Source organism: Steroidobacter flavus, from assembly GCF_042651805.1.
GTDB lineage: Bacteria > Pseudomonadota > Gammaproteobacteria > Steroidobacterales > Steroidobacteraceae > Steroidobacter > Steroidobacter flavus.
Map to the genome: position 1 here is coordinate 561,327 of NZ_JBHSDU010000003.1, position 16,329 is coordinate 577,655.

Consider the following 16,329-nt stretch of genomic DNA (forward strand, 5'->3'; position numbering starts at 1 on the left):
AGACCCTGCGTTCAGATGGTGCAAAGCAGGCCGATGCGAGTCCTCGTAGCGCCACGGTTTCGTGGCATCGCATTCGTGTCGAGGAGTTGAAGATGAGTATGTCCGATCTGAGCGTCAAGGCGCGTCTGACCATGACGCTGAGCCTGCTGGCGCTGGCCATGTTCTGCGTGGGCCTGTTGGGCTTGAATGGTTTGAAGCAGTCCAACATGCGCATGGATGAGCTGTACAGCAATCAGTTCCAGTCCGCTGCCCTGGTCAACAAGATTGCCGCTCTGCGCCGTGACAACATTCGCGCGCTCGATCTCGCGCTGATGAACGGCAACGCGCAGCTGATTGCCGATTACCGCAGCGTCCAGGAACGCAATTCCAAAATCATCGACGAGCTGTGGGAGAAGTACAAAGCGCTGCCGTCCGAGCAGGAAGAAACTTCCCTCGCCGATGACTTCCACCAGAAGGGCGAAGAGTACCGTGCCGTCCGCGACGCCGTGGTCGCTAAGCTCGACGCGGGCGCGCTTGAAGAAGCGCGCACGTTGCGCGTGCAGGAAATGCGCCCGAAGGTCGTCGCGCTACTGAGCGCCGCCGACAAGCTGGCGGAAATTCAGGATCGACTCGGCGATGAAGCGAATACGGCCAACGGTGCCGCGTACAGCAAGGCTACGATGATTTCATGGGCATCGATGTTGATGGCCGGTGCGATCGCCGCCGTGCTCGGCATGATGCTGATCCGCTCGATGATGACTTCGCTCAACGCCGCGGTTGCCACGGCCGAGCGCATCGCCGGCGGCAAGCTCGGCAATCAGATCGAGATCGCATCGAAGGACGAGTTCGGTCGCCTGCTGCGCGCCATGCAGGACATGGACAACAAGCTGAGTGACATCGTGGGCACAGTGCGCCTCGGTGCCGACTCCGTCGGCTCGGCAGCTCGTCAGATCTCCAGCGGTAACGACGACCTGAGCCAGCGTACGCAGGAACAGGCGTCGGCGCTCGAAGAGACCGCGTCTTCGATGGAAGAGATGACCGCGACCGTGAAGCAGAACGCCGATAACGCCCGTCAGGCGAGCCAGCTCGCCACCGGTGCGCGCGATCAGGCGGATCGTGGCGGTGCCGTCGTGGGCCGCGCGGTCGGTGCGATGGGCGAAATCAGCGCGTCGAGCAAGCGCATCGCCGACATCATCGACGTGATCGACGAGATCGCGTTCCAAACGAATCTGCTCGCGTTGAACGCGGCGGTGGAAGCGGCGCGTGCCGGCGAACAGGGTCGCGGCTTCGCGGTCGTCGCCAGCGAAGTGCGTAACCTTGCGCAGCGTAGTGCCACGGCCGCCAAGGAGATCAAAGATCTGATCAACGACTCGGTCGCCAAGGTGCAGGCCGGCACCGCGCTGGTCGACGAGTCGGGCAAATCGCTGCATGAGATCGTGGCGAGCGTGAAGCGCGTCGCCGACATCGTCGCCGAAATCTCGGCCGCCAGCGAAGAACAAGCCAGCGGAATCGATCAGGTGAACACTGCGATCACGCAGATGGACACGACCACTCAGCAGAACGCGGCGCTGGTTGAAGAAGCCGCGGCGGCGAGCAAGGCGATGGAACAGCAGGCGCAGGTGCTGGTCGACAAGATGTCGTTCTTCTCGACGGCCGGCAGCCATCATCAGGCCGCGGCGCCCGTGTCGTTCAGCTCGAATGTTTCTTCGGCGCCGCGTGCGGCCGTGCGCACGATGCCGGCTCGTAAGGCCTCGAAGCCGGTGAGCCGCCCCGCTGCACGCCCGGCGCCCATGGCCAAGGCAAGCGGTGACGATTCGAGCTGGCAGGAGTTCTAAGAAATAACGGACGCCGCGGAGTCAAAGCTCACCGTCACGAGCTTTGTAGTCCGCGGCGCGCCGACACCCAGCAGATCCGTTGCCGGCGGTGTTCTCCACACCACTTGAGAGAAGTGGCACCGGCACCCTGTCTGATCGGCGAGCGATATTCAACTCATATCGCTCGCCGTATTTTTTTCGATGACTGGCAAGCAACTCGCGCGTCGGATCAGGCGCTATATGAACGTGACGTGGTAGCGCCGCCGTGTCCCGTCCAGTCCGTGTGGAAGAACTGTCCGCGCGGTTGATCGATGCGCTCGTAAGTGTGCGCGCCGAAGAAATCCCGCTGGGCTTGCAACAGATTCGCCGGCAGCCGCTCGGCTCGATACCCGTCGAAATACGACAAAGCGGCACTCATGCACGGCACGGGAATGCCGCTCTGAACCGCCGCGACGATGGCCCGCCGCCAGCCGGCCTGGCGCGTCGACACCGCATCCCGGAAGAACGGATCGAGGAGCAGATTGACCAGCTGCGGATCGCGCTCGAACGCCTTTTTGATGTCGCCCAGAAATGCCGAGCGGATGATGCAGCCCGCCCGCCAGACCAGCGCGATGCCGCCATAGTTCAGATTCCACTGGTAAGTCTTCGCGGCCGCGCGCATCAGCTGATATCCCTGCGCGTAGCTGATAATCTTCGACGCATACAGCGCCTGTCGCAGATCGTCGATGAGCTGTTTGCGCTCGCCCTTGAACTCGCTCACCACCGGCTTGAGCTGCTTCGACGCCTGCACGCGCTCTTCCTTCCCGGCCGACAACGCGCGAGCAAACACCGCTTCGCTGATCAATGTGAGCGGCGTGCCTTCATCCAGCGCCTCGATCACCGTCCACTTGCCCGTGCCCTTCTGACCGGCGGCATCGAGGATCTTGTCGACCGTCGCTTCGCCGTTCTTATCGACGAAGCCGAGGATGTCGCGCGTGATCTCGATCAGATAACTGTCCAGCTCGGCGCTGTTCCATTCGGCGAACACGTCGTGCATCTCGGCATTGCTCATGCCCAGCACGCGCTTCATCACATCGTAGGTCTCGCCGATGAGCTGGATGTCGCCGTACTCGATACCGTTATGGACCATCTTCACGAAATGACCGGCGCCGTTCTCTCCCATCCAGTCGCAACACGGCTCGCCGTCCGGCGTGCGCGCGGCGATCGCCTGAAAAATCGGTTTGATGTGCGGCCACGCGGCGACGCTGCCGCCCGGCATCAGCGAAGGCCCGTTCAACGCGCCCTCCTCGCCGCCGGACACGCCGGAGCCGACGAACAGCATGCCGCTTTCTTCGACTCGTTTGGTGCGACGGATGGTGTCCGTGAACAGGCTGTTGCCGCCGTCGATGAGAATGTCGCCCGGCTCGAGCAGGGGCAGTAACTGATCGATGAGCTGATCGACCGCGGCGCCGGCTTTCACCAGCATCACAATCTTGCGCGGCTTCTGCAAAGACCCGACGAATTCCTTCAAGTCATGCGCGCCGATGAAGCGTTTGCCCTTGGCCCGCCCCTGGATGAAATCATCGACGCGTGACGTCGTACGATTGAAAACAGCGACACGAAAGCCCCGACTCTCCATGTTGAGCGCCAGGTTCTCGCCCATGACCGCGAGCCCGATCAAACCGACATCTGCGAATTCAGTGCTCATCATATCCTCCAACCGCGTGCAGCCCGGTTATACGAGACTTGAGGGTGCAACACCAGGAATGGACGTGCGCACTTTGGTTCATCAATTCACGATCCGGAGGGCGTACCCCTTACATCCAGCCGCATCACCTGGGTCGTCAGTCGCAACGGGCGCAGCGGCTGATTGCGCGCGTCGCCGGTCGCCCGCCAATCGTTGAACGGCGCGGCGCGCTCGTCGGACTCGCTGATCGGGTCGATGACGTCCATCAGACCGACGAGGTCGTGCCCGAACGGCGGCGCTGCGCTCACTTGAAAGCTCACCTTCTGGTTCCAACGCGCGCCCGTGCGACGCTCCGTATTCTCGCCGGCGACCGTGCCGCTGCCGAAGCGAGGATGCGTCACGATCTGTGTGTACTCGAATGCCGTGCCCGGCGCCGTGGCATCGACGACGACTCGCCACAATCCGGCGCGCGGCGTGGGCACGACCAGCGTCTTATTGACCGGTCGCGTGAAGACTTCACTACCCCACAATTTACAAGTGCCGGTGACGCAGTCATACAAATACAGACCGATCCGAGTCCGACCATCCGGCGGTGACGCCGCGACTCGCAACGTCGTACTGCCGGGCTCCACCGAAACGTTGTAAGCACGCATGCCGCTGGGCCCGCCCACATCCTTCAGCGACCGACGCGCGCCGACTTCGGCGATGACTTCACTCCGCTGCAAAGGTGCGTAAATGTTGTTCAACCAAATCGTGTTGCCATTGTTGGCCGAGGGCTTCTCGTCCAACTGCGAGTCGACATAGCGAATCGAAGCAGTCACGCGCACCTCTTTCGCGCCGGCATTCGTCGGCAGCACCGTGACCTCATACACACCAGGCGGCGGATACGGTACGAGCAACATGGCCGGCTGTTTCGACGCAATCACCTTCGACGGCGGCAGATCGAGCGCGCCGCCCGTCAGCATCACCTGCATTTGTCCAGCACCGACCCCGGCCTCCAGGCGCAGCGAAGAAATATTCGGCGGCACATCCAGGAAATACCGCTTCGCCGCCGCGCCAGGCAACGACTGCTCACGTTGCTCGACCCGATAGTTGTTCGAAGCTGTGAACGGCTCCGCCGCGACGATCGTCGTCATGAGCGCATGCACCGGCAACCCGCTCGCCTTGTCGATCAGATACAAATGCGCGCTGTGAACGCCGGCCGCCGAAGCCGCGATCTCGACCGGAACGTCGACCGCTTCGTTGAAGGGCAATGAGACTTCAGCGTCCGTCGTCTTGAAGGTTCCATCGTTGCCCTGCCACTGCAGCGAGTACACCAGCGGCGTGGCCGCCCCGCTCTGACGCAGCAACGTGATCTTGCGCGTATCCTTCTGGCGCACCAGCCAGCCCTCGCGCTCATACAACCCCTGACCCACGCCGGGCTCCGGCAGGAACCGCGATAGATAAGTTTTCACCGGTGCCCGCGTCTGAATATCCGGCAAGTCCAGCTTTCGATCGCGAAGCTGTTTCAACAACTCGAGCGCACGCGCCGGATCGATGACACCAAAGCCTTGCTCGTGCGCCTGAAGACCTTCGACTCTTCGCGCACTCATGCGAAGCGCCCAAGCAATGTGACGCGCATCGGCGGGAAGAATCGCTGCTCGCGCGGCGGCGATCAACGCGTCGGTTTCGCTAGCGGCGTGTGCGAAGCCGCCGGGCGCGAGCAGATCGGGCTTAGCGCCGCCATCCGCGGACGGACCCAGCGATGCGACCTCCGGAATCCGCTCGTTTGCAAACTCGCCCACAGAAATCACTCGCCGTCCGCTCGACGCCCCGGTCACGCTTTCGAATCGCCCGAAGGCACCGGCGGCAAACAACAGCGGCGTGCTGTGGACTTCGAACGCGCGATTGGCGATCAGTGCGAACAGATCGAGACCGCCGCCCGGGAATCGGCCGCCGTCGTCATCGCGAGCCATGACTTTGTTTTCACCGCTGGCCGCGGCGGTCAATAACGATTCGATCTCGATGGCGAGCGAGGAGGACAGAGAGCCGACGTCCGCACCGAGCAGCGTATCGGTCAAATCGGGCGATGGGCGGTCGATGGTTGGCGGTGTTTCGGTCAATGGATAGCGCACGAGATCGCGATCGTTCTCGTACAACCCGTGCGCGCCACCGCCATCCAGATGCGCCATCAATACATTCGGTAGCGCACCGACTTCGGCAAAACGATCCAGCGCCAGGCGTGCGCGCAGGTAGCCCACCTCGTCGAAACGCGTTTGAATGTCGCCGCCGAGCGCAGCGATAGCAGCCGCGACCTCGGCTGTCTTTCCGATTTCCGTGGCCACCATGACCATGGCCTCGGTATCGCCCTTCGCGACCGCGTGGGCGAGTAACAAACGGTCGTGCAGATCGGGGCTCGCTGCCTTCCAGGAAGACAGCGACAGCCCTTGTTTACTGAGCGGCGGGGGTGCCGGTGGCGGCTCGGGCGGCGGTTTACCGCAGCCCGATAGCGTGGCGACGCCGAGCATGGCCACGAGCCAGGCCCGGCGGGAGCTCACCAGATTTTTACTCGCTGGTCCGGCGGCAGGAACAACTTCTCGCCGGGCTTCACGTCGAATGCGGCATACCATTCGTCCATGTTACGCACAGCGCCGTTCACTCGGAAATATGGCGGAGCGTGCGGATCGGACAGCACCTGTGCGCGCAGCGCCTCGTCGCGGATCTTGGTCCGCCACACCTGTGCCCAGGACAGGAAGAAGCGCTGATCGCCCGTCAATCCATCGATCACTGGCGCAGGCTTGCCCTCCAGCGTGTTGTGATACGCCTCGTAAGCCATGTTGAGGCCGCCGAGGTCGCCAATGTTCTCGCCCAGCGATGTGGCGCCATTGACCTTCAAGCCCGGCAACGCGTCGAACGACGAATACTGATCGACCAGCACCTTGGTCTTGGCGCCGAACGCATCGGCATCGGCCTTGGTCCACCAGTCGGTCAGGCTGCCGTCCGGCGCGAACTTGCGGCCTTGATCGTCGAAGCCGTGACCGATCTCGTGACCGATGACCGCACCGATGCCACCGTAATTGACCGCGTCGTCGGCGGCCGGATCGAAGAACGGCGGCTGCAGAATCGCGGCCGGGAACACGATCTCGTTGTTGAGCGGGTTGTAATACGCGTTGATGTCGGTGACGTTCATGAACCATTCGTCGCGATCCACCGGCTGATCCAGCCGCGCCACCTGACGGTTCCAATCCCACAGCGACGCCCGGCGCACATTGCCGACGACATCGTCACGCTTCACTTCGAGCGCCGAGTAATCCTTCCACTTGTCGGGATAGCCGATCTTCGCGACGAACGTATTGAGCTTCTCCTCGGCACGCTTGCGCGTGTCCTCGCTCATCCAGCTCAGCGTCGCCAGCCGCTCCTTCAAGGCCGCGCGCAGGTTGCCGACCAGCACTTCCATCTTGGCCTTGGACTCGGGCGGGAAATATTCCTTCACGTAGACCTGGCCCACCAGTTCGCCCAGACCGTCGCTGGTCAGCGCGACGCCGCGCTTCCAACGCTCGCGCTGTTGCGGCTGACCGCGCAGCTGCTGTCCATAAAACGCAAAGTTCGCTTCATCGAAACGTTTCGGCAGGAACGACGCATTCGAGCGCAGCAGATGGAACGTGAGGTAATCCTTCAGCGTGTCCACCGAGGCTTTGTCGAACACCTTCGCGCTGTCACGGATCGCGGTGAGCGGCCCGAGCACGAAGTTCTCGCGCGCACCGACATCGGAGGCGTCGAAGAACGCCTGCCAATCGAAGCCCGGCGCGTATGCAACCAGCTGCGCCTTGGTGCGCGGGTTGTAGTTCGCCTCGGCATCACGACGCTTCTCCAACGGCCACTGCACTTTGGCCAGCGCCGTTTCGAAGTCCATGATGCCCTTTGCCTTCTTCGCCGAGTCCTGCACGCCGCCGAGCGTCAGCATCTGCTCGATGTATGCAACGTACTTGGCGCGATGTTCCTTGAGCTTGGCGTCGTCCTTCAGATAGTAGTCGCGATCCGGCAGGCCCAGTCCGCTCTGGCCGATCTCGATGGAATAGACGCTGGGATTTTTCATGTCCGGCGAAATGCCCACGCCGAACGTGGACATGTAACCCGGCAGACCGAACAACGTCGCGATGTCTTTCTTGGTCTTGGCGGCCTGGATGCGCGCCAGCTCCGCCTCGATGGGCGTGAGGCCTTTGGCCTCGATGCCCGCTTCATCCATGAAGCTGGCGAAATAATCGCCGACCTTCTGCTCCGGCGTGCCGGCCGCGGGCTTGGACTGCGCGGCTTTCTCGATCAGGGTTTTGACCCGTTCTTCGGACAGGTCGTTGAGCTTGTGGAACGGGCCGTAGGAAGAGCGATCCGGCGGAATCTCGACCGTGTCGTACCACTTGCCGCTGGCGTAGGCGAAGAAATCGTCGCCGGGCTTGACCTGAGGATTGCCGGCAGTCAGATCCAAGCCGAAGTCTCCTAATTCAGCCTTGGCCGCGGGCGGCGCATCCGCTTTGGCGACCTCTTTCGGTGCTTCTTTGGCACAACCAGACTGCAGCGCCAGCGCCGCGATCAGCAGCAACGATTTTTTCATGCCCTTCCAGGTTCCTGTCAGAGTTATCCATCATGCATTCACCACCGCAGGCTGCACCTGCTCGTCCTGGTTGGTAATGCGCCTGCCCCGCAAGTATTCATGGACATCGCCCAGGATGGAAAGTGCGGTCGGCCAACGACCCGCGCCCTTCCCCGCCAGACGCACTACCTGGCCATTTCCTGCCACGATCTCGGCGCGATTCTGTTCCGCCCGGGCGCCGGCGAGGAAATCGCTCTCGGCCAGCTCGTGGAGTTTCACTACACCGCGCACATGCCCTTCACTTCGCTCGCAGCTGCCGACCAGCTTCAAACTCAACCCTTCCTCGCGAACCAGCGCGGCCTGACTGGCCGTGACGCCGACGATGCCGCGCACATTCAGCTCGAAGTGCGAAGCTTCGCCAAACGCGGCCCGCGCGATCAATTCCAGTTTACGCGCAGCATCCAGTCCCACCAGATCGTCGTGCGGATCGGCTTCGGCGAAACCGTTGGCCTGCGCGCTCGCGACCGCTGTGTCGAAGTCTATCCGCTGCTCCAACGCGTCGAGTATGAAGTTGCACGTACCGTTGAGAATGGCCCGGACCTGCACGACGCCCGATTGACGAGCCAATGCATTGATCGTCTCCAGCACCGGCACCGCCCCGCCGACCGCCGCACCGAACTTCAGGAGCGGCTGCTTGCCTGCGGCGAAACGCGACAGCTTCTCCCACCAGCGGGAAGCAATCAGCGCCTTGTTCGCCGTGACCACCGCCCGACCGCGCAACAACGCGGCATGTACGATTTCACCCGCCGGCTCGAGACCGCCGATGGTTTCGATGACCAGATCCGCAGGCTCCGTGACCGCGGCCCAGGCGTCGGTCGACAGCAGCGCTTTCGGCACTTCGAGATTCGCCTCGTCGATGCGACGGGGCTTGTCCAGGTCTCTGACCACGACCCGCACGACCTCGAACAGATCGGGCCGACGGATCAGATGCGCATAGACGCCGAGCCCGACCGTACCCAGCCCCAACAGCACGACGCGCAACGGTTGAATGTTTTCATGAAGCACAGTCGCGATCTCGTCGGGACCGTGATCGACCAGCGTGAATAAATTGGCGCCGACGCAGGCCACTTCAAACGTTTGGCCATGCGACTGCGCGAACTGCAAAGCGCGCGGCTGAATGATTCGTCCACCGATCTCCAGCGCCGTGCGCCAGCTCAACCGATTGAATCTCTGTGCGTGATTCTCGACGACCGCCGGATCGCTCTCATACACCCCATCGACATCTTTCAAGAGTCGACAGCGCGCTTCGAGATTCTTGGCGAGGAACAATGCCGTGAGATCCGAACCGCCGCGGCCGAGCAATACCGTGCGGCCTTGAATGTCTTGCGCGATGAAGCCCGGGACGACCAGCACTGCGTGATCGCGCAAGTGCTCGCGCAGGTAACTGGTGTTCAACGAGACGGGCGTCGACTCGTGCGGTTCGCCATGCGCCCGCAAGCCCGCTTCGCGCGCATCGACGTAACGTGCCGACACACCGTTCGCCACCAGTGCCGCGGCCAACTTCGTACCGGACTCTTCTTCGCCGCCCGCGACCCAGGCCGCTTGCTCGTGCAAATCGTTGGTCACCGCTCGCGTCTGCGCGAAGCGCCGATCCGTCTCCCCCGCAAAGGCGGAAACGACCGCGATGACTTGCCGGCCGGCGCGCCACTCACGGTAGATCTCATCGATCGCTTGCGGCAGATCCGCCTCGGTCTGTAACACCGAGCTGCCAAACTTGAGCACGACAATGGAAGGATTCACGCCACTCTCCGGCCTTATTCGTTGATACGGCGTCGACGAGGGCGCTGGCGGGAAAGAGACGGCGACCGGGGAAAGGGTCCGGCAAGCAGGCATAAAAAAACCCGCTCGCCAAAGCTCAAGCAGGGTTTGCTTCGCTTTAGCCGTATTTCTTACGCGCCCGCAAGCTGAACTCAAATCGGCGCAGGACGAACGCTAAAGGCTGGCCCCCGGACTGTCAAGAAATCCGGAGGGCAAGCAGCCCAAACTGTGACCTGGGTAAAATCGGCCAAGTCGTTGAAGGGACAGGGACCTTATGCTGACCACGCTGGCCATCGCCAACTACCGCTCGCTGCGCTCGGTGATCGTGCCTTTGACCGAATTGAACATCGTCAGCGGCGAGAACGGCACCGGCAAGTCCAACCTCTACCGCACGCTGCGACTGCTCTCCGATACCGCCCAAGGCAACGTCATCTCCTCGCTGGCGCGCGAGGGCGGACTGTCATCGACGCTCTGGGCCGGGCCGGAAACGATTGCCGCTTCGGTGCGGCGGGGCGAGCATCCGGTGCAAGGCGGGCCGCGCCGCGAGCCGGTGAGCCTGCGACTGGGCTTCGCGTCCCCTGACTACAGCTACACCATCGATCTCGGCGTCCATAGCAAGCCCAAGGACAATCCCTCCATGTTCGCACTCGATCCTGAGATCAAGCGTGAGTGCATCTGGGCCGGCGCGGTATTCCGACCGGCGGCGTTACTCGTTGACCGCCGAGGCGCAGTGGTTCGCACACGCGACGCGCGCGGCGAATGGCGCATCGTCACGTCGAACCTCGCAACATTCGACAGCATGCTCACTCAAGTGCTCGATGCCGAGCGCGCACCGGAAGTTCTCACCGTGCGCGAACAGATCCGCTCGTGGCGTTTTTACGATCATCTTCGCACCGACGCCGACTCGCCCATTCGCCAGCCGCAACTCGGCACGCGCACGCCGGTGCTGAGTCATAACGGCCATGACCTCGCGGCCGCCCTGCAAACGATTCGCGAGATCGGCGACATCACCCAATTGAACCAGGCCATCGAGGACGCCTTTCCCGGTGCGTCGATTGACATCGCTCAGGTCGGCAATGCATTCACGGTGGAATTTCATCAGCACGGCCTGTTGCGACCTTTGAGCGCCGCGGAACTCTCCGACGGCACGCTGCGATATTTGCTATGGATCGCAGCCCTGCTCACATCGCGCCCACCGCAACTGATGGTGTTGAACGAGCCCGAAACCAGCCTGCATCCCGATCTGTTGCCGGCACTCGCCCGCCTGATCATCGCGGCCAGCCGCTCGACTCAAGTGTGGGTCGTGTCGCACTCGTCTCGACTGTTATCGGCGCTTCAAGAAGACCCCCGTTGCAACGCCCTGCAACTGAGTAAGGATTTCGGCGAGACCCAGGTGAAAGATCAAGGCCTGCTGGATCGCCCGTCGTGGCATTGGCCGGAGCGTTGAGCGGCGCGTCCGCAAATATCCCACACGTTAAACTCGAGCATAGACACAGGTTGAACTTTGCGACGATCCGAGTCGTTACTAACGCGCGCGGCGCCTGCGTGCACCGCGGACCAGACGACACCGGAGACTCGCATGAACAGAGACATCGCAAGCGGTAATTTCAAGCAGCTCAGAGGCAAGATCAAGGAGCAGTGGGGCAAGCTCACGGACGACGAGATCGATCAGATGGAAGGCCACGCCGAGATTCTGGCCGGCAAGCTGCAAGAGCGTTACGGGATGGCGCGCGATGACGCCGAACGCCAGGCGCGCGAATTCCAGTCCCGCAATAATTGGCAATGAGTTGGATGAGTGTCGCCGCCTCGGCCCACGTTTCGGGCCGAGGCGCGACGCTCTGTCAGTGCTACGGCTGCTGCACCGAGAAGTTATCGAAGTAAGCGGCCGCCTTGTACATTCCGACGCCCGCACTGGTGATTCGCGGTACCAACGTCGGGTCCGTCGCCTCCAATAACAAAGCATCGTTGATGTAAGCACGCAGCCGCGTGCCGACCGACTCGAACCGCACTCGATACGTGACATTGGCCGTCACCGGGTAACTGGTGGATGCCAGGGTCTGAATGTTTCCATTCACCAGCCGACGGATGGAGACCGCCCCACTGTTACGCAACGTGACATAGTGATAGTTCGTGTCGTCCAGATAGCGGGCGAGCAATCCCACCCACCGATCCGGTCCCGAGAATTGTGTGACACGCAGATTGGCTTGCACGATTTGATCGCCAAACGTTCCCGGACTGAGCGGGCCCGTGCCACCGCCGAGAATCACGGCTCGCGCACCGCCTGTGACATCGCTCTGGCGACTGACCCACGAGCCGTTGAGATTGACGCGCTCCCACTGCCCGGCGACCGTCTGCCAGGGATAGCGCAGCACCTCGAAGTTATCGGCGAATGCGATGTACGCCGGATTGGTGTTGATGATGACGTTGTCGTAGTCAGCGCGCGTCTTGTACATCATCACTCCCGGCTGGCCCTGGGTCAGCGCGGAATCGCGCACGCGGATGACGGGACGTTCGTTCACCAGCACTCGGACATGGTCATCGACCGCTTCGATCCGCAAGCGGTGAGTTCGATTCAGCGCCACCGGCAGTGAGGCCGAGCCTAGCGTGGTGAACCTACCGCCGAGCATTCTCTTCAGGTGCACACCGCCACCGCTACGCGCAGTGATGTAATAGTAGTTGTTTGCATCCGTCTGGCGAACGAACAGACCAAACCATCGATCCGCACCATCGAAGGCGCGTGGCGTGATGTCGGCTTGAATCGATTGGCTGAGAGTCATACCCTGAGCCCACGCCGCCGCCGCGTTCCCCGCAACGCTGGTCTGACGCATCACCAGCGATCTTCCATCGTTGGCGACAGCAAACAAACTGCCCGGCGTCGTTGCCCAGCCGCGAATGTCGCCATCCTGGAAATCGTCCTGCTGCAGATCCGGCGTATTGACGTTCTCGGGTATCTCGAAAATGTAAGCGGCGCCCGGATACACCCCGGCAACCACGCGACTCGCACTGATTGCAACGGCAGTGATCTCGGATGAATCGCTGACTGCAAGCTCGCCGGAGTGCGGCCACGGCGCGGCCGAACTGCGACGATAGAACGGGCTGAATCGATAAGGAGCGAGCAGGCCCACGATGGTTTGTTCATCGTCATCGAGCGCGGCACCTCCCAAGACTTCGCCCGTTTGCAGCCAGGCACCGCTTGCGTCGCGTTCATACACCAACTGACTGATCAGCGTGGTGTTGCCCGAAATCGCGAGAGCCGAGCCAAAACCATCGGCGGAGCCACCCGGCGCCGAGCGCGTCACCATCGATACGGTCGGGCTCGCCCAATTGCCGCCACTGCCCGCCGTGTAGATGAATGCTGCCGAAGGCTGAGTACCGGAACCGAAGCTGCCATGGATCGCATGATTGGCGGTGATGTCGACTCTCGGCCCGAAGTCCTGATCACCGCCCTCGGTCGTACCGTTGTTATAAGTGGCGATCCGCGCCCACCCGGACGCGCCGCGCCGGTACAAGGCCATGCCATTCTCGGACGTGTGGCTGATTGCGACGACGCCGTTCTCGACCGCGACGAAAAAGCCGTTGCCTTGGTCTAGCGTTCCTCCGAGCACCGCCGCCTGCGCCCAAGCGGCGCCCTGCTTTTCAAACACATACGTTCGGCGGGAAAACGCGGCGCCTACCGCGATGACATCGCCATCGATCGCGACGTGCAGTCCGAACAAATCGCCATCGTTCGCCGGCGTGGGTGTCAACTTCGCGGTCTGCTGCCAGACACCCGCGCCGTTGCGTTCGAACACATAAGCCGCGCCAGGCAACGCTGGACTGCTGCCGTGAATGGTCGACATCGCATTGGCCGAAACGACTGCAGTGTTGCCGTCGATCGCCACCGCGCGGCCAAAGCCACCTGCGGGCGCACCGTCAGTTGGCGTGAGTCGGGTCTTTTCCAGATAAACCGCGGGACCGGCGATAGCCATTGGGCCAAGTAAGGTCAGCGCGGCGGCCAGAATGAATCGGGACGGAGAACATGCTTGGATGCGCATGGCCAGTCTCCCCCAGCATCTTTGTGCTTGCTCGACAATGCGCCGTCTGTGGCGCACCCCGACGTCGAACGGAGCGCTGGGCGAGCAAGTTCCGCAGCAGCGCGCTGTGGCGCTGCGTCGCCGCTCTCAATCGGCGAGCGAATCGCGCATATGCCGTGGGTTCTCGTACAAATCCTGCGCCTTGGCCCAGAAGCGCTTTGCTTCTTTATCCCGGCCTCGGCGCATCAAATAAACATAGCCGGCGCGCCCCGCTTCATCGGCGAGCTCCAGATCCTGCTCGATCGCCAGTAACAAATGTTTCAAGCCGCGATCGTCGTTGCGATCCAGCAGCATGCGACCCATCAATAGATGCGCTTTGGGATGCTCGCCGTCTCTCGACAACAACTGCTCGAGCGTTTCTTTCGCCTCGACGTCCCGATCGATCTCGAGCAGCAACAGCACCTTCTCCCAGATCTCCTTTTCGTTGAGCGCCGGATTCTGCGCATCCTCGAGCAAGGTGAGCTTGGCTTTGGCCTCGGCGATCTCGGTGTGACGCTTGCGCCATTTGGGCGCCGTGTCCTGCTGCCACTCGTCGTCGAAGAATTTCACCAGCGACGACGTCGATGGATGAAACAGCTTCAGCGCCGACCGGTCGGGATCGTGCACGGGCGTCGCCGGCTCGATGTCGAGCGCGGCGAGACGTTCGGCGAGACTGGGATGCGTATCCTCATCGGCGGCATAGCGCCGCAAGCTCTGCTGTAACCAATCCGGCCGTGCCCACTGCTGCTCCGCTGCTTTGAACGCACGCGGCATCAATGCGTGCGGCATATAGGGAGGATCGGGCTGTCGCTCGACCTGATCGTACAAACGTTTCCAGAACACTTCGGACAGGAATCGACCCGCGAGCTCCAGCTTGGTGAGCGCCGCGCCGATGGCAGCGGGGCTGGTAACATTCGCCGCCGCACGATCCGCGACGTACTCGTGATTGCGCGCGAGCACGAAGCTGTACGCATAAAAGTACGGCGCGTACCAGCCATAGAACGCGCCGAGAATCTGGTCGAATATTCCCACCGGATTACTGAACTTCGATTCCAATGCGTGCCATGTGACGCGCTGCCTGTAAATCCACGCGCCGAACTTGCCATGGGCCTGCGACAGATGACCCATCTCGTGCGCGATCACGGCTTTCAGCTCGTCGGTGGTGAGGACCATCGCGAGTGGCAAGCCGATTTCGAGATGATTGCGATAGTTACCGAAGATGCCCCAGCTCGGGGTCTGCACGATGCAGGCGTTGAATTCCGCACTGACGGAAACGGAATCCACGCGCACCCCGCCGATCTTCTCCGCCACTTCGTCGATGGCTTCGAATAAACGCGGTGTTTCTTCGGGACTGACTCGTAAACCGGAAGGCTCCGCGATGCGCACCCACAGCGCGCGAATCATTCCTACCAATGTGACTAATCCAACGGCACACGCGACGACGAGCGGCGCGCGGAAACGTTCGCCGGAAAGCAGCGGACTGAAGGTGTACCAGAACGTTACGAGGATGATGACGGCGAGCAGAAAGATCGATGCGTAACCGAGCGCCGCGAGTGCACCGACTTTCAACGCATAAACCTGAGGATTGTCGTCGGCCTGGCGTTCCAGGCGCCCGATCAGGGCCGAGAACTCATGTCTTTCCATAATCTGCCGCCAACGACGGTGAACCGAGGCGAGGTTACGGAATTCGGTCACGCTTGCCGCGTGATCAAGTTCTCATTATTGGGTTATGTGCGGATTTGCCGAAAGTGAACGGCCCGCCGCCGGCGCGGCGGGCCCATCGCTAGAACTGTTCTTAGTAGAACAATCCGTTTACAACACTAACAACCAACCCACTCGTCACCGCCGCAAGCACCACATCGTCATTCACCCGCACCCAATGATGACCGCGAGGGGGCGCGTGCAGGTGATAGCGGCCGTAGTCGCTCACGATGTAACGAGTCTCGCAGTATGAACGCGGCAGGTAGTCGCCGTGTCGCCAACTGCGGACATAGTAGCCACGCGGAGCGATGTAGCGGCCGCGGTCGTAACGGTGCTGATCGACGCGGCCGTTGTAGTACCCGGCGCGATACGCATCGCGGCGATCGTAGCGATCATGGTCCCGACGATAGTCGTGGCGGTCCCAATCCCGGTGATCGCGACGATCCCAGTCCCTGCGACCGTCGTGGCTGCGATAGTCGCGGCGGTCCCAATCTTTCCGGCCGTCACGGTCATGGCTGCGATAGTCGCGACGATCCTTGCCGCGATCGTCGTGGTGACGCTCGTGACGGCCGCGGTCGTGATCGCGATCGTCATTGCCTGCATAGGCTGTCGTCGCCGTGCCCGCAAGCATCGACATCGCTACGGCAGCAGCAAACAGGGTTTTCATCGCCATCTCCTCGTGACGCCGGCGGTGCCGACATGGGAGACACTATTGCGCACTCGATCTGATCG

Annotated in this window: 10 protein-coding genes; 3 read left to right on the forward strand and 7 right to left on the reverse strand. The window is 62.1% G+C overall.

What is annotated here, in order from left to right; genetic code table 11:
• The first annotated feature begins 92 nt into the window (after window positions 1-92).
• Window positions 93-1,814: a methyl-accepting chemotaxis protein gene (locus ACFPN2_RS07985; RefSeq protein WP_380596081.1), complete on the forward strand. Its 1,722-nt coding sequence runs from the start codon at window positions 93-95 to the stop codon at window positions 1,812-1,814.
• A 208-nt stretch (window positions 1,815-2,022) separates the two neighbouring features.
• Here ACFPN2_RS07985 and gnd read toward each other — a convergent pair whose 3' ends face one another.
• The 4 genes from gnd to ACFPN2_RS08005 form a co-directional block, all read right to left on the reverse strand.
• Window positions 2,023-3,480, reverse strand: coding sequence for a decarboxylating NADP(+)-dependent phosphogluconate dehydrogenase (gene gnd / locus ACFPN2_RS07990; RefSeq protein ID WP_380596082.1), 1,458 nt, complete (start codon window positions 3,478-3,480; stop codon window positions 2,023-2,025).
• An 86-nt stretch (window positions 3,481-3,566) separates the two neighbouring features.
• Entirely contained in the window at window positions 3,567-5,996 is a 2,430-nt protein-coding gene (locus tag ACFPN2_RS07995) for a hypothetical protein (protein WP_380596083.1), read from the reverse strand.
• Window positions 5,993-8,047, reverse strand: coding sequence for a M13 family metallopeptidase (locus ACFPN2_RS08000; protein ID WP_380596084.1), 2,055 nt, complete (start codon window positions 8,045-8,047; stop codon window positions 5,993-5,995). The genes ACFPN2_RS07995 and ACFPN2_RS08000 overlap by 4 nt, the downstream gene beginning before the upstream one ends.
• A 30-nt stretch (window positions 8,048-8,077) precedes the next feature.
• The gene (locus tag ACFPN2_RS08005) at window positions 8,078-9,826 is read right to left on the reverse strand and encodes a homoserine dehydrogenase (protein WP_380596085.1); all 1,749 of its coding nucleotides are present in this window, start codon (window positions 9,824-9,826) and stop codon (window positions 8,078-8,080) included.
• Window positions 9,827-10,118: 292 nt separating this feature from the next.
• Between ACFPN2_RS08005 and ACFPN2_RS08010 the strand changes: the two genes are divergently transcribed.
• Together ACFPN2_RS08010 and ACFPN2_RS08015 are read left to right on the forward strand one after the other, a co-directional pair.
• Complete coding sequence (locus ACFPN2_RS08010) at window positions 10,119-11,291, forward strand: AAA family ATPase (RefSeq protein WP_380596086.1); 1,173 nt, start codon at window positions 10,119-10,121, stop codon at window positions 11,289-11,291.
• 132 nt (window positions 11,292-11,423) lie between these two features.
• Window positions 11,424-11,630 carry a CsbD family protein gene (locus ACFPN2_RS08015; protein WP_380596087.1) on the forward strand — a complete coding sequence of 69 codons (207 nt, stop codon included), beginning with the start codon at window positions 11,424-11,426 and terminating at the stop codon, window positions 11,628-11,630.
• A gap of 61 nt (window positions 11,631-11,691) precedes the next feature.
• Here ACFPN2_RS08015 and ACFPN2_RS08020 read toward each other — a convergent pair whose 3' ends face one another.
• From ACFPN2_RS08020 to ACFPN2_RS08030, 3 genes are all read right to left on the reverse strand, one after another.
• Window positions 11,692-13,878 carry an FG-GAP repeat protein gene (locus tag ACFPN2_RS08020; RefSeq protein WP_380596088.1) on the reverse strand — a complete coding sequence of 729 codons (2,187 nt, stop codon included), beginning with the start codon at window positions 13,876-13,878 and terminating at the stop codon, window positions 11,692-11,694.
• A 126-nt stretch (window positions 13,879-14,004) separates the two neighbouring features.
• Window positions 14,005-15,540, reverse strand: a complete 1,536-nt coding sequence (locus ACFPN2_RS08025) for a M48 family metalloprotease (RefSeq protein WP_380596089.1) — start codon at window positions 15,538-15,540, stop codon at window positions 14,005-14,007.
• A gap of 151 nt (window positions 15,541-15,691) precedes the next feature.
• The gene (locus ACFPN2_RS08030; RefSeq protein WP_380596090.1) at window positions 15,692-16,264 is read right to left on the reverse strand and encodes an RcnB family protein; all 573 of its coding nucleotides are present in this window, start codon (window positions 16,262-16,264) and stop codon (window positions 15,692-15,694) included.
• Window positions 16,265-16,329: the final 65 nt, after the last annotated feature.

Bases quoted from the DNA above. Each gene is read 5' to 3' on its own strand.
- ACFPN2_RS08020 (WP_380596088.1), bottom strand. From the start codon at position 13,878: ATGCGCATCCAAGCATGTTCTCCGTCCCGATTCATTCTGGCCGCCGCG.
- ACFPN2_RS08015 (WP_380596087.1), top strand. From the start codon at position 11,424: ATGAACAGAGACATCGCAAGCGGTAATTTCAAGCAGCTCAGAGGCAAG.
- ACFPN2_RS08000 (WP_380596084.1), bottom strand. From the start codon at position 8,047: ATGAAAAAATCGTTGCTGCTGATCGCGGCGCTGGCGCTGCAGTCTGGT.
- ACFPN2_RS08010 (WP_380596086.1), top strand. From the start codon at position 10,119: ATGCTGACCACGCTGGCCATCGCCAACTACCGCTCGCTGCGCTCGGTG.
- gnd (WP_380596082.1), bottom strand. From the start codon at position 3,480: ATGAGCACTGAATTCGCAGATGTCGGTTTGATCGGGCTCGCGGTCATG.
- ACFPN2_RS08025 (WP_380596089.1), bottom strand. From the start codon at position 15,540: ATGGAAAGACATGAGTTCTCGGCCCTGATCGGGCGCCTGGAACGCCAG.
- ACFPN2_RS08030 (WP_380596090.1), bottom strand. From the start codon at position 16,264: ATGAAAACCCTGTTTGCTGCTGCCGTAGCGATGTCGATGCTTGCGGGC.
- ACFPN2_RS07985 (WP_380596081.1), top strand. From the start codon at position 93: ATGAGTATGTCCGATCTGAGCGTCAAGGCGCGTCTGACCATGACGCTG.